8 protein-coding genes are annotated in these 14,276 nt (G+C 71.6%); 5 read left to right on the top strand and 3 right to left on the bottom strand.

Annotated features, from left to right (window positions below):
• Nucleotides 1-20: 20 nt before the first annotated feature.
• Complete coding sequence (agmC, locus tag I3V78_RS38190; protein WP_204496034.1) at nt 21-5,120, top strand: adventurous gliding motility protein AgmC; 5,100 nt, start codon at nt 21-23, stop codon at nt 5,118-5,120.
• An 82-nt stretch (nt 5,121-5,202) separates the two neighbouring features.
• On the opposite strand, the gene I3V78_RS38185 is transcribed toward agmC, so the two are convergent.
• Together I3V78_RS38185 and I3V78_RS38180 are read right to left on the bottom strand one after the other, a co-directional pair.
• On the bottom strand, nt 5,203-6,723 hold the full coding sequence (locus I3V78_RS38185; protein ID WP_239576996.1) for a sensor histidine kinase: 1,521 nt from the start codon (nt 6,721-6,723) through the stop codon (nt 5,203-5,205).
• A 138-nt stretch (nt 6,724-6,861) separates the two neighbouring features.
• The gene (locus I3V78_RS38180; RefSeq protein WP_204496031.1) at nt 6,862-7,863 is read right to left on the bottom strand and encodes an endonuclease/exonuclease/phosphatase family protein; all 1,002 of its coding nucleotides are present in this window, start codon (nt 7,861-7,863) and stop codon (nt 6,862-6,864) included.
• A 165-nt stretch (nt 7,864-8,028) separates the two neighbouring features.
• Between I3V78_RS38180 and I3V78_RS38175 the strand changes: the two genes are divergently transcribed.
• From I3V78_RS38175 to I3V78_RS38165, 3 genes are all read left to right on the top strand, one after another.
• Nucleotides 8,029-8,871 (top strand): AAA family ATPase, encoded by an 843-nt coding sequence (locus I3V78_RS38175; RefSeq protein ID WP_204496022.1) that lies wholly within the window; start codon nt 8,029-8,031, stop codon nt 8,869-8,871.
• Between the two features lie 16 nt (nt 8,872-8,887).
• On the top strand, nt 8,888-10,087 hold the full coding sequence (locus I3V78_RS38170) for a vWA domain-containing protein (RefSeq protein WP_204496020.1): 1,200 nt from the start codon (nt 8,888-8,890) through the stop codon (nt 10,085-10,087).
• 62 nt (nt 10,088-10,149) lie between these two features.
• Complete coding sequence (locus tag I3V78_RS38165; protein WP_204496018.1) at nt 10,150-11,010, top strand: SDR family oxidoreductase; 861 nt, start codon at nt 10,150-10,152, stop codon at nt 11,008-11,010.
• Between the two features lie 30 nt (nt 11,011-11,040).
• Here the strand turns inward: I3V78_RS38165 and I3V78_RS38160 are convergent, their stop codons facing one another.
• On the bottom strand, nt 11,041-12,192 hold the full coding sequence (locus I3V78_RS38160; RefSeq protein WP_239576992.1) for a DUF6068 family protein: 1,152 nt from the start codon (nt 12,190-12,192) through the stop codon (nt 11,041-11,043).
• Between the two features lie 75 nt (nt 12,193-12,267).
• Here I3V78_RS38160 and I3V78_RS38155 point away from each other — a divergent pair, with 75 nt between their 5' ends.
• Nucleotides 12,268-14,274 (top strand): hypothetical protein, encoded by a 2,007-nt coding sequence (locus tag I3V78_RS38155; RefSeq protein ID WP_204496014.1) that lies wholly within the window; start codon nt 12,268-12,270, stop codon nt 14,272-14,274.
• Nucleotides 14,275-14,276 lie beyond the last annotated feature (2 nt).

Below are 14,276 nucleotides of genomic sequence, written 5' to 3'. Positions count from 1 at the left end.
CGGACGAGGAAATGAAGAACATGAAGATTGGACTCCTCAAGAAGTGGCTCGCGGCCGCGCTGTGCGTGCTGCTGGGCTCGACCGCGGCCCTGGCCGAGCCGGATTCCTTCGGCCTGGGCTCCGGGCGTGACCTCGCGCTGTCGGTCACCGCGTCTGGAACCGTCGTCAACAGCTACGCGCCGGTGACGGCGCCGCTGGCCACGGGTGACACGTCCCTCACGATCGGCACGGTCATCGGCAACGCCGCCGGCTTCAAGGTGGGCGACCTGGTGATGGTGCTGCAGACCACGGGCATCGTGCCGGTGCCCGGCTCGGGCGGCACCACGCCCATCGACCTCTCCAATGACGCCGTGGGCCGCTGGGAGTTCGCGCGGCTGTCGGCGGTGTCGAGCTCCTCGCTGACGTTGACGGCGGCGCTCGTGAACTCCTACGCGGCGAACGTGACCCAGGTCATCCGCGTGCCGGAGTACACCACGGTGACCATCACGGGCCCGGCGGGTCGGATCGTCCCCGCGGCGTGGAACGGCGGCGCGGGTGGCGTGGTCGCCTTCCTGGCCACGGGCGCGGTGAGCAACGCCGGGCAGATCAACGCCGGCTCGCTGGGCTTCCGGGGCGGTGCGTTCCTGGATGACGACAGCGGCAACCTCGGCTGCACGGGCCTGGACGAGGCGCCGCCCTCGGGTAGCCAGAAGGGCGAGGGCATCGCCAACGTGCGCTTTGGCGCGACGTTTGGTGGCCGCGGCAACGTGGCCAACGGCGGTGGCGGCGGCGTCTGCTACAAGTCGGGCGGCGGCGGCGGCGGTAACTTCGGCGCGGGCGGCCTGGGTGGCCTCTCGGATGCTGGAGATGGCGGCCGGAACGTGGGCGGCCAAGGCGGCTCGGCGCTGACCTACTCACTGCTGCGTCGCCTGTCCCTGGGCGGTGGCGGTGGCGCGGGCCACAGCGCGGACGGCACGGGTCAGGCGGGCGGGCGGGGCGGTGGTGCCATCTTCATCCGCGCCAGCCAGCTCACGGGCACGGGCTCCATTAATGCCTCGGGCGCCCTGGCGTCTAGCACCTCCCTGGACGCGGGCAGCGGCGGCGGCGCGGGTGGTTCCATCTACCTGCGCCTGGTGGGCACGGCCGCGTGCGGTTCCGTGAACGTCGCCGGTGGCGTGGGTGGCAGCTCCAACGGTGATCAGGTGGGCCCGGGCGGTGGTGGTGGTGGCGGCCGGGTGCTGTACCAGGCGGCCACGGGCGGCACCTGCCCGGTGACCTCGGGCGGCGGCAACCCAGGAACGCAGCAGAACTCCGGCATCCCCGATCCTTCCTACGGCGCGAAGGCGGGTGCCATCGGCAACGTCACCACGGTGACGGGCGGCTTGGTGATTCCCGCCGCGCCCACGGTGACCACGCCGGCCAACGGCTCGTTCACCAACAATCCCCTGCCCAACATCACGGGCACGGCCGCGCCCAACACCCCGGTGGTCATCTACATCGACGGCGTGGAAGTGGGTCGCACCACCTCCAATGGGGCGGGCAACTACCTGCTGCTGCTCTCCTCGCCCCTGGCCCAGGGGCCGCACACCGTGTACGCGGTGGCGGAAGTGGAGGCCATCCAGAGCCCCAAGAGCGCGACCAACACCTTCACCGTCGACACGACGCCTCCGGCGGCGCCGGTGGTGGTGGCTCCGGCCAACGGCTCGTACGTGACGGTGGTGCGGCCTCCCATCACGGGCACCGCCGAGCCGGGCAGCACGGTGACGGTGTACATCGATGGCGTGGCTCAGCCGACCACGGTCACGGCCAATGCCTCGGGCAACTGGACCTTCACGCCCGCGGCGGATCTCTCGCAGGGCTCGCACACGGTGAAGGCCACGTCGCGTGACGCGGCGGGCAACGTGAGCGTGGACTCCAACACCAACACGTTCATCCTGGACTCCATCGCGCCCCCGGCGCCGGTGGTGGTGGCGCCGGCCAATGGCTCGTACGTGACGGTGGTGCGGCCTCCCATCACGGGCACGGCCGAGGCCAACAGCACGGTGACGGTCTACCTCGACGGCGTGGCCCAGCCGACCACGGTCAAGGCCGATGCCGCGGGCAACTGGACCTTCACGCCCGCGACGGACCTCTCCCAGGGCTCGCACACGGTGAAGGCCCGCTCGGCGGATGCCGCGGGCAACGTGAGCGTGGACTCCAACACCAACACCTTCATCGTGGACACCATCGCGCCCCCCGCGCCGGTGGTGGTGGCGCCCGCCAACGGCTCGTACGTGACGGTGGTGCGCCCGGCCATCACGGGCACGGCCGAGGCCAACAGCACAGTGACGGTTTACATCGACGGCGTGGCCCAGCCGACCACGGTCACGGCCAACGCCGCGGGCAACTGGACCTTCACGCCCTCGGCGGACCTGACCCAGGGCTCGCACACGGTGAAGGCCACGTCGCGTGACGCGGCGGGCAACGTGAGCGTGGACTCCAACACCAACACCTTCATCATCGACTCCATCGCGCCCCCCGCGCCGGTGGTGGTGACGCCCGCCAACGGCTCGTACGTGACCACGGTGCGTCCGGTCATCACCGGCACCGCCGAGGCCAACAGCACGGTGACGGTCTACCTCGACGGCGTGGCCCAGCCGACCACGGTCACGGCCAACGCCGCGGGCAACTGGACCTTCACGCCCTCGGCGGACCTGACCCAGGGCTCGCACACGGTGAAGGCCACGTCGCGTGACGCGGCGGGCAACGTGAGCGTGGACTCCAACACCAACACGTTCATCATCGACTCCATCGCGCCCCCGGCGCCGGTGGTGGTGACGCCCGCCAACGGCTCGTACGTGACCACGGTGCGTCCGGTCATCACCGGTACGGCCGAGGCCAACAGCACGGTGACGGTGTACATCGATGGCGCGGCCCAGCCGACCACGGTCACGGCCGACGCCTCGGGCAACTGGACCTTCACGCCCTCGGCGGACCTGACCCAGGGCTCGCACACGGTGAAGGTCACGTCGCGTGACGCTGCGGGCAACGTGAGCGTGGACTCCAACACCAACACGTTCATCATCGACTCCATCGCACCCCCCGCGCCGGTGGTGGTGGCGCCCGCCAACGGCTCGTACGTGACCACGACGCTGCGTCCGGTCATCACCGGTACGGCCGAGGCCAACAGCCGCGTGACGGTCTACATCGATGGCGTGGCCCAGCCGACCACGGTCACGGCCGATGCCTCGGGCAACTGGTCCTTCACGCCCTCGGCGGACCTGACCCAGGGCTCGCACACGGTGAAGGCCACGTCGCGCGACGCGGCGGGCAACGTGAGCGTGGACTCCAACACCAACACGTTCATCATCGACACCATCGCCCCGTTGGCTCCGGTGGTGGTGGCCCCGGCCGACGGCTCCTACGCGACGACGCCGCGTCCGGTCATCACCGGCACGGGTGAGCCGGGCAGCACGGTGACGGTGTACATCGATGGCGTGGCCCAGCCGGATCCGGTCATGGTCGACGCCTCGGGCAACTGGAGCTACACGCCCCAGACGGACCTCACCCAGGGCTCGCACACGGTGTCGGCCTCGGCCACGGACGCCGCGGGCAACCCGAGCCCCGCGTCCAACACCAATACGTTCACCGTGGACTCCATCCGCCCGGTGGCCCCGGTGGTGGTGACGCCCGCCAACAACACGTACGTGACGACGGCGCGTCCGGTCATCACGGGCACCGCCGAGGCCAACACCACGGTGACGGTGTACCTCGACGGCGTGGCCCAGCCGGTCACGGTCACGGCCGATGCCTCGGGCAACTGGACCTTCACGCCCGCGACGGACCTCACCCAGGGCTCGCACACGGTGAAGGTCACGTCCACGGACGTGGCGGGCAACGTGAGCGTGGACTCCAACACGAACACGTTCATCATCGACTCCCTCGCCCCGGCGCCGCCGGTGGTGACGGCGCCCGCCAATGGCGCCACGGAGTCCGCCCGGCCGACCTTCCGCGGCACGGCGGAGCCTGGCGCGACGGTGACGGTCTTCGTGGATGGTGTCGCCGTGGGAACCGTGGTGGCCGATGCCGCGGGCAACTGGAGCCTCCCGCTCCCCTTGGGCGTCGCCGATCTGGTGGCGGGCACGCATGATGTCCGCGCGAGCCAGGTGGACCTGGCGGGCAACACCAGCACCGTGTCCGTGGCCAACACGTTCACGGTGGACACCTCGCTGCCGACCACCGTCATCGTGACCAAGCCGCCGGTGCTCACCAACAGCGACAAGGCCACCTTCACCTTTGACGCCATCACCGACTGGAAGCCCGTGACGTACGAGTGCACGCTCGACACCCAGCCCCTGGCTATCTGCCCGGACACGCTGGTGCTCGACAACCTGTCCGAGGGCTCGCACACGCTCACGGTGGTCGCGGTGGACTCGCGGGGCCGGAAGGATCCCTCGCCCGAGGTCCACACCTGGGTGGTGGACCGCACGCCTCCGGCGGCCCCGGTGGTGGTGTCGCCCGTCAAGGACGAGGAGACGTCCTCCACGCCCGTCATCAGCGGCACCGCCGAGCCGGGCAGCACCGTGACGGTCATCATCGACGGCACGGTGGTGGGCACCACGGTGACGGACGCCGCGGGCAACTGGACGTTCCCGACCACCACGGAGCTCACGCCCGGCGCCCACTCGGTGTCGGCGCGGGCCACGGACGCGGCGGGCAACACGGGCGCGGACTCGCCCTCCACGGGCTTCACCGTGCCGGGCGGCCCCACGACGGTGGTCCCCGCGCCCGTCATCACCTCGGGCCCCGAGGGCACCACGACGAGCCGCGACGCGCGGTTCGAGTTCGGCACCACCCAGCCGGGCGTGACGTACGAGTGCAGCCTGGACGGGGCCCCGTTCACCGCGTGTACCTCGCCTCAGGACTACACGGGCCTGGCGCCGGGTGAGCACACCTTCCAGGTGCGCACGCGGGACTCGGCGGGGAACGTGTCCGAGCCGGCCACCCGCACGTGGGTGGTGGGCTCGCCCACGGGCGACGAGGCGGATGTCGCCTTCCTGGGCGGTGGCTTCGGCTGCGCGGCCACGGGGGGGGACGCCTCGCTCGTGCTGCTGAGCCTGGGCACGCTGATGACGCTGGCGCGTCGCCGCCGCCGGAGCTGATTCCGGAGCGGTGAGGCGGTAGGCGGTCGAGAGGGCCGGGTCTTCCTCCCCACGTGGGGAGGGAGGCCCGGCCCTCGCCGTTTCAGTGCATGTGCTGGGACAGGACGTGGGGCTCGGGCGGCCGGGGGTTCACTGCGGACAGCAGGGGCAGGGCCACGTAGAAGGTGGCGCCCCGGCCCAGCTCGCTCTCCACCCAGATGCGGCCCCCGTGCCGCTCCACGATGTCGCGGCTGATGTAGAGCCCCAGGCCGAGCCCCCCGTAAGACGTGACGGAGACGTTGCGCGCGCGGAAGTAGCGCTCGAAGAGCTGCTCCTGTTGGTCCCTCGGGATGCCGATGCCCTCGTCCGCCACGGACAGCAGGGCGAAGTCCCCGCGCACGTCCAGGGTGACGCGCACGGTGCTCGTGCCCGGGCTGTACTTGAGGGCGTTCTCCAGCAGGTTGGCGATGACCTGCTCGAGCCGGTAGGCGTCGCCCCGAATGCGCACGGGCTCGAGCGGGTGGGTGTAGTCGATGCGGTGCTGGCCCTTCTCGGCGTCCATGCCCGCGAGCGCCCGCTCCACCAGCGAGTCCACGCGCGTGGGCTCGAAGTGCAGGGCGAGTCGCCCGGCCTCGATGCGCGAGGCGTCCAGCAAGTCATTGATGAGCGCGGTGAGCCGCAGCAGGTGCTGGCGGGCGTGGCGCAGCAGGGTGGGATCCACGGGCTCCTGGCGCTCCAGCCGGCGCTCGAGGCTGGCCAGGCGCAGGGACAGGGGCGTGAGGGGCGTCTTGAGCTCGTGCGAGGCGATGGTGAGGAAGTCGTCGCGCACGCGGATGGCCTCCTGGGCCTCGCGGAACAGGCGCGAGCGCTCGGCCTCGGCGGTGCGCTGCTCGGTGATGTCCTCGACGATGCCCACGCCGCCCTGCACGTCGCCGTTCTCCGCGATGCAGGGCGCGAAGTGCACGCGCACGGGCACCGTCTTGCCCGAGGCGAGCGGCTGGTAGTCGCCCTCGTAGTAGGCGTGACGGCCCTCGAGCACGTCGCGCACGCACCGGGCGATGGCGTCGTCGCGCAGGGTCAGCAGGTTGAGCCCCACCAGGCGCCGCCGGGACACGCCGACCAGGCGCACGAAGGAGTCGTTGCAGGCGAGCAGCGTGGGCGTGGCGTCGAAGTGGAGCAGGCCCAGGGGCGCGTTCTCGAAGACGAGCCGGTAGGCGCGCTCCCCCACGCCGGGCGGGGCCGCGGGCGGCTCGGCCTGGGCCTCGTCCACCTCGGTGCGCCGCAGCACCACGGTGAGCCGCTCCTCGCCCGGAGCGCCCGAGGCCCCCACCGTCACCTCCACCTCGCGCTCGGCGCCCTCGCGGGGCTGCACCCGGGTGCGCACGGCCGCGCCGCCCCGCTCCCAGACGCGCGAGCGCAGGTGGCCCAGGAAGGACGCCTCGCCCCAGGTGCGCAGACGCACCGGGAGCAGCAGCGCGAAGGGGCGCCCCAGCAGTTGCTCCCGCGTCCAGCCGAGCAGGCGCTCCGCCGCGGGATTCACATAGCGGATGGACTCGGTGGCATCACAGGCCACGAGCGCATCCACCATGGCATCCATCCATTGTCTCGATTCGTCTCCAGACATGCCACCTCCTCTGGAGTGACGGCCTCCGGCACCCGAATCTGGTACCCGACAACGTTGGCGATGCCGGGGCCAACCCGTGAGCCCTCGGGAGGGCGTGAGGGGAGGGTCGAGTCCTCGTCCGAGGAGCGGGCGGGCAGGCTAGGAGCGCCCCGCCGAGGCCTGCACGGGCCGGGGCCCGGTGAGCGGCAGGGAGGGCGGCAGGTGGAAGCGCGCGATGAGGGGCATGTGGTCCGACAGGCCGTGAAAGAGGCTGCGGGTGTCGCCGAAGGCGAGGGTGCCCTCGGTGTCCAGCCACTGGATGCCCGGGCTGGAGAAGATGTGGTCCAGGTGCATGCGCAGGTGCATGAAGCCCGCGGTGGAGAAGCCCCGGGAGGCGCTCGGGTCGATCTGCCCCACGGCCACCTGGGCGCTGGTGAAGCGGGCCTCGTCGCAGAAGAACTGGAAGACGGGCGAGGCGGGCGGTGAGTTGAAGTCCCCGCAGATGACGAAGGGCTCCTCGGGGCAGTGCTTGCGCACCATGTCCGCGAGCGTGCGCGCCTCGTGCAGCTGGTTGATGCCGTTGCCCATCTTGTCGCGGGTGTTCCAGAAGGCGCGGGCGAAGGGCGTGGGCAGGCTCAGGTGCGTGTTGAACACGTGCAGCGCGCGCCCGTCGTCCTTGCGCACCAGGCGCATGTGGGCGCAGATGCGGCTCTGCTTGCGCTCGCGCAGCAGCCGCACGTGGTGGTGGGTGATGGGGTGGGGCGCGTCCACGTTGTGCGTGTCCACGGTGAGCCGCTGGGTGTTCACCAGGATGGCGAGCCCCGTGGTGTACAGGGAGAAGTCCCCCACGGCGTAGCGGTGGGCGCGGAAGTAGAAGGCCTCGTAGGGCATGGGCCGCTTGAGCAGCGCGAACGTCTCCTCCATGCGGCCCATGAAGGCCTCCAGCTGGGTCTCGCCGGGGTGGGCGCGCCGGTGGGCCACGTTGCTGCGAAACGACTGCGTCTCCACCTCTTGCAGGCAGAGGATGTCCGGCAGGGGCTCCAGCGCGGCGAGGGCGGCGGCGACGCGGCGCTTGGGGCCGAGCGTGCTGGCGAGCCCGCGCAGGGCGTGTCCGAAGTAGCGGACGTTGTAACTGACGATTCTCAGAGGGTTCGCGTCCATAGTCGTCATCCCTCGGGCCGCGAGAAAGGCGAGAGGTCGGGGCAAAGGTAAGGAGGGGGCCGGACGGCGGGGAGGGGGGACGGGCGGGGAAGTGTCACGGGCGCGGGGAATTTCAAGCCCTCGCGGGCCGCCCGGCCGGGGGGGTGTTAAAGGAGGAGGCACATCATGACGTCCACCGCCCCCCGTTTCCACGGAACCGAAAGCTACCTCTCCAGTGAAGGCCTCCAGGCCGCCGTCAACTGCGCGCTGACGCTGCAGCGTCCGCTCCTGGTGCGCGGTGAGCCGGGCACGGGCAAGACCCTGCTGGCCGAGGCCGTCGCGCAGAGCCTGGGCCTGCGCCTGCTCACCTGGCACGTGAAGAGCACCACGCGCGCCCAGGACGGGCTGTACGTCTACGACACCGTGCAGCGCTTGTACGACTCGCGCTTTGGCGAGGGGGACGTGCGCGACATCCGCCACTACATCCGCCTGGGGCCGCTGGGCGAGGCGTTCGCCGCGAAGGAGCGCGTGGTGCTCCTGCTCGACGAGGTGGACAAGGCGGACGTGGAGTTCCCCAATGACTTGCTCCACGAGCTGGACCGGATGCGCTTTCGCATCACGGAGACCAACGAGGACGTGGTGGCCACGCACCGCCCGGTGGTCATCATCACCAGCAACAACGAGAAGGAGCTGCCGGACGCGTTCCTGCGCCGGTGCGTCTTCCACTTCATCGACTTCCCGGACGCGGAGCTCATGCGGCGCATCGTGGAGGTGCACCACCCGGGGCTGGACACGGCGCTCACGGAGCAGGCGCTCCGGGTCTTCTACGAGCTGCGCAACTTCACCCGCCTGCGCAAGCGCCCCTCCACGAGCGAGCTGGTGGATTGGATCGCCGTGCTCAAGGCCAACGGCGTCGCCCAGGTGAAGCTCGACGAGCAGCTGCCCTTCCTGGGCGCCCTGCTCAAGCGCGAGCAGGACCTGATGGCGGTGGCGGAGGCCTTCGGGCGCGGCCGTCGGAACAAGGCCTGAGGGACGAGGGCGCGCCATGTTCCTGCCCTTCCTCTATGAATTGCGGCGGCGCGGGGTGCCCGTGGGGGCCCAGGAGGCCATCGCGCTCGCGGGCGCGCTCAAGGCCGGCCTGCACGACAGCTCGCTGGATGGCTTCTACCACGTGGCGCGCGCGCTGCTCGTGCACGCGGAGACGCACCTGGACGCCTTCGACCAGGCCTTCCTCGCGCACTTCAAGGGCGTGGAGGCCGCGGGCCAGCAGCTCACCGACGAGCTGCTCGAATGGCTCCGGGACGCGCGCGAGCGGCGCGAGCTCACCCCCGAGGAGCGGGCGCTGCTCGAGCGCTTCAACGCGGAGGAGCTGGAGACGCTCTTCCAGAAGCGCCTGGAGGAGCAGCGCGAGCGCCACGATGGCGGCGCGAAGTGGGTGGGCACGGGGGGCGCGTCGCCCTTCGGGCACTCGGGCCTGCCGCGCGAGGGCTTCCGCGTGGGTGGCGAGGGCGGGGGCGGCAAGAGCGCGATGAAGCTCGCGGGGGGGCGCGCGTACCAGGGCTACCGGGGCGACGTGGTGCTGGACACGCGGCAGATGGCGGTGGCGCTGCGCAAGCTCCGGGCCTTCTCGCGCGAGGGCGCCGAGGAGGAGCTGGACGTGGAGGGCTCCATCGCCGCCACGGCGAAGAACGCGGGCGAGCTGGAGGTGGTGACGCGTCCGCCGCGCCGCTCCAACACGCGCGTGGTGCTGCTCATGGACGTGGGCGGCTCCATGGACCCCTACGCCCACCTGGTCAGCCGGCTGTTCTCCGTGGCCAGGCAGGCCACGCACTTCAAGGAGCTGCGCACCTACTACTTCCACAACTGCGTCTACGGCCGCGTGTTCGAGTCGTCGCTGCTCAAGGGCGGCATCAGCGTGCCGGACCTCGTCGGGCAGGTGGGCCGGCACTACAAGCTCGTGCTGGTGGGGGACGCCTTGATGGCGCCCTACGAGCTGACGATGCGCACCAACACCGAGGGCTACTACGCGGGCGAGGACGGCAAGGAGGGCCTGTCGTGGCTCATGGACCTGGCGCGCCACTTCGAGCGCAGCGCCTGGCTCAACCCCGAGCCCATGCAGACGTGGCGGGGCAACACCATCGAGGCCGTTCGTCGGGTGTTCGACATGTTTCCCCTGACGCTGGAGGGGCTGGGGGAGGCGGTGGCGCACCTCACCAAGGGCCGTCAGGCGCGCGGGCGCGGCTAGCGGGACGGTTTCAGGCTAGCGTCGGCGCCCGGGTTCCATTCGCGGTCGCGGGAGCGCAGACGATGACGACGGTTCTGGTGACGGGTGCCACGGGCACCATCGGTTCGCAGGTGGTGGCCGCCCTCAAGGGGCGCGAGGACGTGAAGGTGCGCGCGGCCGTGCGCAGCGCCGCCAAGGCGGATGCCCTGCGCGGCGGCGGCGTGGTGCCGGTGGACTTCGAGTTCACCAAGCCCGAGCTCATCAAGAAGGCCCTCACCGGCGTGGAGAAGGTCTTCCTGGTGGTGCCCTTCACGGCCGAGCAGGTGGAGCACGCCACGAAGTTCATCGACCTGGCCAAGGAGGCCGGGGTGCGGCACGTGGTGAAGCTGTCGGCGCTCGGGTGCGAGTACGTGCCGGGCATCGACCTGGGGCGCTGGCACCGCATCGTCGAGCGCTACCTGGAGGGCTCGGGCCTCGCGCACACGTTCCTGCGGCCCACCAACTTCATGGAGAACTTCATCCACTTCAACCCCCCGGGCAAGGACGGCAACATCTACCTGCCGTTCGGTCAGGCGGGATGCAGCTTCATCGCGGGCGCGGACATCGCCGCGGTGGCCGCCGCCGCGCTGACCACGCCGGGCCACGAGGGCCAGGCGTATGACCTGGTGGGGCCCGAGGCGCTCACCGTCGCCCAGGTGGCCGAGCAGATCGCGAGCGTCGCGGGCCGTCCGGTGAAGTACGTGGACGTGCCCGAGGAGGCCGCGCGCCAGGGCATGGTCGGCGCGGGCATGCCCGGGTGGTCGGCGGACGCGATGCTGCAGCTCTACGGCCTCATCAAGGCGGGCCACGCGGCCCGGGTGACGGACACCGTCCAGAAGATCACCGGCCGCGCGCCCACGACCTTCGCCGAGTTCGCGAAGAAGCACGCCGCGAGCTGGAAGTAGCGCGCGCGACTTCGCGCCGGTGGGCGAGGGTCACTTCGCCCCGTCGAGCCAGGTGCCCCAGCGCACGAGCCGCGAGCCGCCCTCGGGCTGGTTCTTGCCGCCGGGGCCCACGCGCTCGGTGCCCTCGGCGAGCGGCTGGAAGCGGGCCTCGCGGGCGAGCCCCGACAGGGTGGGGCCCCAGGGGTCCGCCGCCACCGTCTCCGTGTAGACGCGCTCGGCGCCCTCCTCCTTCTGCGTGCGCCGCACGGTGAGCGCGGGCACCTCCTGCTTCTCCACGCGGAAGGTGTCCTGGGTGCCGCCCTGCACCGAGGGGGGCGGCCAGTCGCCCGTCGTCAGCGCCTCCCACGCCAGGCCCATGAGCACCTCCTCGAGCGGCTCGGCCTCGGCCTCGGCCAGGTCCGCGCACGGCGCCGCCTGGGTGTCGATGGGGCGCTCGGTGCGCAGGAGGTAGCCGCGCTCGGCGCCGAAGCACACCCGCTGCAGCGTGGGCGCGGGCTCCAGATCCACGCGCCGGTCGTACCAGGTGCCGGGCCCCAGGGGCCGATCCAGCGCGGGCACCTCGCCCGCCCCGTCCTTGCCCTCGGCGGAGTCCACCAGGTCCAGCGTGAGGCCGCCCGGCACGCGGAAGCCCGCGGACTCGGTGATGGCCTGCAGCAGGCCGCGCGTGAGGTAGAGGGGCCCCGGCTGCTTCGCGTACAGCCGGTTGACGAGGTTGCCATCCACCGGCCGGTCGTCCTTCACGTAGCGCAGGGCCTCCCAGTCCTTCTGCGCCAGCGACACGCGCTCGGCCTGGGGCTCGCCCAGGGGCGCCACCTCGATGGGGTGCGTCTCCTCGGCGCGCACGGGCAGCACCAGCTCGCGCGCGAGCCGCGCCTGGGGCAGGGGCTGGCCGGAGGCGTCCTGGAAGGCGAGGGTGAGCCACACCCAGGGCTGCTTCACCGCCGTCACGCTGAGCGTCACGCGGCCGGAGAGCGTGCGCGGGGTGCCGCGCTCGGCCGAGCCCTGCCGCGCGGAGAAGGCATAGGTGACGCGGTCGCCCACGCGGGCGCGGCGCCAGCCGTTGTCCGTGTTCTTCGCCGACTGCGCGGAGCCGCTCGGGGACGGGCCACTGGCGGTGGAGGCCGTGCAACCGGGCAGCAGGAACAACAGGGCCGCGCCGAACAGCGCGCGAGGGAGGGGCATCGGAGGGCGCATTCGCATGGGGGACTTGATACACCGGGAGTGTCGGCCGTCCCATCTTTCGCTGGAGCCCCGCGCATGCCCTCCTCCCTGCCCATCCGCCGCGTCGTCCTCTACAAGCACGGGGTGGGCTACTTCGAGCGTCAAGGAAAGGTGGAGGGCCACGACACCCTGCACCTGGACTTCAAGGCCCGGGACATGAACGACGTGCTCAAGTCCATGACGGTGCTGGACCTGTCGGGCGGCTCGGTGTCCGCGGTGAGCTACGACTCCACCAAACCCTTGGAGCAACTGCTCCAGGAGGCCACCGTGCGCATCCCCGAGGACGGGGGCCTCACGGCGCTGCTCGCCCAGGTGCGCGGCGCGCGGGTGCGGGTGCGCGTGGGCAAGGAGCAGCACGTGGAGGGCGCCATCGTGGGCCTGGAGCGCCTGCCGCTCACCGAGGGCAAGGTGGCCGTGGAGCGGCCCTTCCTCACGCTGCTCGTGGGCGCGAGCCTGCGCACCTTCGACGTGCTGGACGTGGCCGAGCTCACCTTCCTGGATGACGCGGTGCGCGCGGACCTGGAGTTCTACCTGGCCACGGTGCTCTCCTCGTACAAGAAGGACACCAAGCGGGTGTCGGTGCTCACCTCGGGCGAGGGCCCGCGCGACCTGTTCGTCTCCTACGTGCTGGAGGCGCCGGTGTGGAAGACGAGCTACCGCATCCTCCTGGAGGAGGGGGAGAAGCCCCTGCTGCAGGGCTGGGCGGTGGTGGACAACACCGGGGACGAGGACTGGGAGCAGGTGGACCTGGCGCTCATCGCCGGGCTGCCGGTGTCCTTCGTGCACGACCTGTACAGCCCGCGCTACCTCCGGCGCCCCGTGGTGGAGGTGCGCACCGAGGCCGCCGCCGCCCCCGTCATCCCCGAGGAGAGCTTCGGCGCCCTGGCCGAGGCGCCCCCGGCCGAGCCGATGATGGACGATGGGATGGAGGCGGAGATGGCGGCGGCGCCCGTGATGGCGGCCCCCGCGGCCATGCCCATGCGCGCCATGGGGGGCGGGGGCCTCGTGCGGCGCGAGGCGCTCGGGCGCAGCGCGGACGTGAAGACGGTGACCAAGGAGGTGGGGGACCTGTTCGAGTACCGCGTGGACCACCCGGTGACGGTGCACCGCAACCAGAGCGCGCTGGTGCCCATCCTCCACCGCCCCTTCGAGGGCCGGCGCGTGCTGCTCTACAACCGCGCCACGCGCGAGAAGAACCCCATGGCGTGCATCGAGCTGAAGAACACCACGGGCCTCACGCTGGAGGGCGGCCCGGTGACGGTGATGGACGCGGACACCTACGTGGGCGAGGCCATGCTGGACACCCTCAAGCCCGAGGACCGGCGATTCGTGCCCTACGCGGTGGAGCTCGGGTGCGCGGTGTCCGTGGACGACACGTCCGAGCAGGGCCCGGTGACGCGCGCCGTGGTGGCCCGGGGCCTGCTGACGGTGGAGTTCTTCTTCCTGCGCCGCACCCACTACGTGCTGCGCAACAAGTCCCGGCGCGCGCAGACGCTCTACCTGGAGCACCCGCGCACGGACTGGCGCCTGCGCGACACGCGCGCCCCCGACGAGACCACGGACAACTTCTGGCGCTTCCTGCACGAGCTGGAGCCCGGCGCCCACGTGGACTTCACCGTCACGGAGACCTCGCCCGGCCAGCAGACGTACATGCTCGACGCCTCGCTCGACCAGGTGGGCTACTTCCTCAGCTCGGGCTTCATCGACGAGCGCGTCGCCCAGGGCCTGCGCGAGGTGGCGGCGCTCCGGGGCAAGCTGCACCAGCTCATGGACGAGGAGCGGCGCTTCCACGAGGAGCGCGCGCGGCTCTTCGAGGATCAGAAGCGCATCCGCGCCAACATCGACTCGCTCAAGAGCGGCGGCCCCCAGCGCGAGCTGTCCGACCGCTTCGTGGCCCGGCTCAACGAGCAGGAGGACCGGCTGGAGGTCATCACCCGGGAGCTCGGGCGGGTGGAGCAGGGCAAGCGCGAGGCGCAGGAGGCGCTGCACCAGACCCTGCAGACCCTGTCCTTCCGCGCGGAGCTGGACGCGCCCCGCGGCTGAGG

The sequence above is a fragment of the Archangium primigenium genome (genome assembly GCF_016904885.1).
In the GTDB taxonomy this organism is placed as follows: Bacteria; Myxococcota; Myxococcia; order Myxococcales; family Myxococcaceae; genus Cystobacter; species Cystobacter primigenius.
The sequence above is the reverse complement of the archived record's forward strand: the minus strand, read 5'-3'. Positions and strand labels throughout refer to the sequence as shown.

Coding starts and splice junctions, on each gene's coding strand:
- I3V78_RS38180 (WP_204496031.1), bottom strand. CDS start 7,863: ATGGACGCGAACCCTCTGAGAATCGTCAGTTACAACGTCCGCTACTTC.
- I3V78_RS38175 (WP_204496022.1), top strand. CDS start 8,029: ATGACGTCCACCGCCCCCCGTTTCCACGGAACCGAAAGCTACCTCTCC.
- I3V78_RS38165 (WP_204496018.1), top strand. CDS start 10,150: ATGACGACGGTTCTGGTGACGGGTGCCACGGGCACCATCGGTTCGCAG.
- I3V78_RS38185 (WP_239576996.1), bottom strand. CDS start 6,723: ATGTCTGGAGACGAATCGAGACAATGGATGGATGCCATGGTGGATGCG.
- I3V78_RS38170 (WP_204496020.1), top strand. CDS start 8,888: ATGTTCCTGCCCTTCCTCTATGAATTGCGGCGGCGCGGGGTGCCCGTG.
- I3V78_RS38160 (WP_239576992.1), bottom strand. CDS start 12,192: ATGCCCCTCCCTCGCGCGCTGTTCGGCGCGGCCCTGTTGTTCCTGCTG.
- I3V78_RS38155 (WP_204496014.1), top strand. CDS start 12,268: ATGCCCTCCTCCCTGCCCATCCGCCGCGTCGTCCTCTACAAGCACGGG.
- agmC (WP_204496034.1), top strand. CDS start 21: ATGAAGATTGGACTCCTCAAGAAGTGGCTCGCGGCCGCGCTGTGCGTG.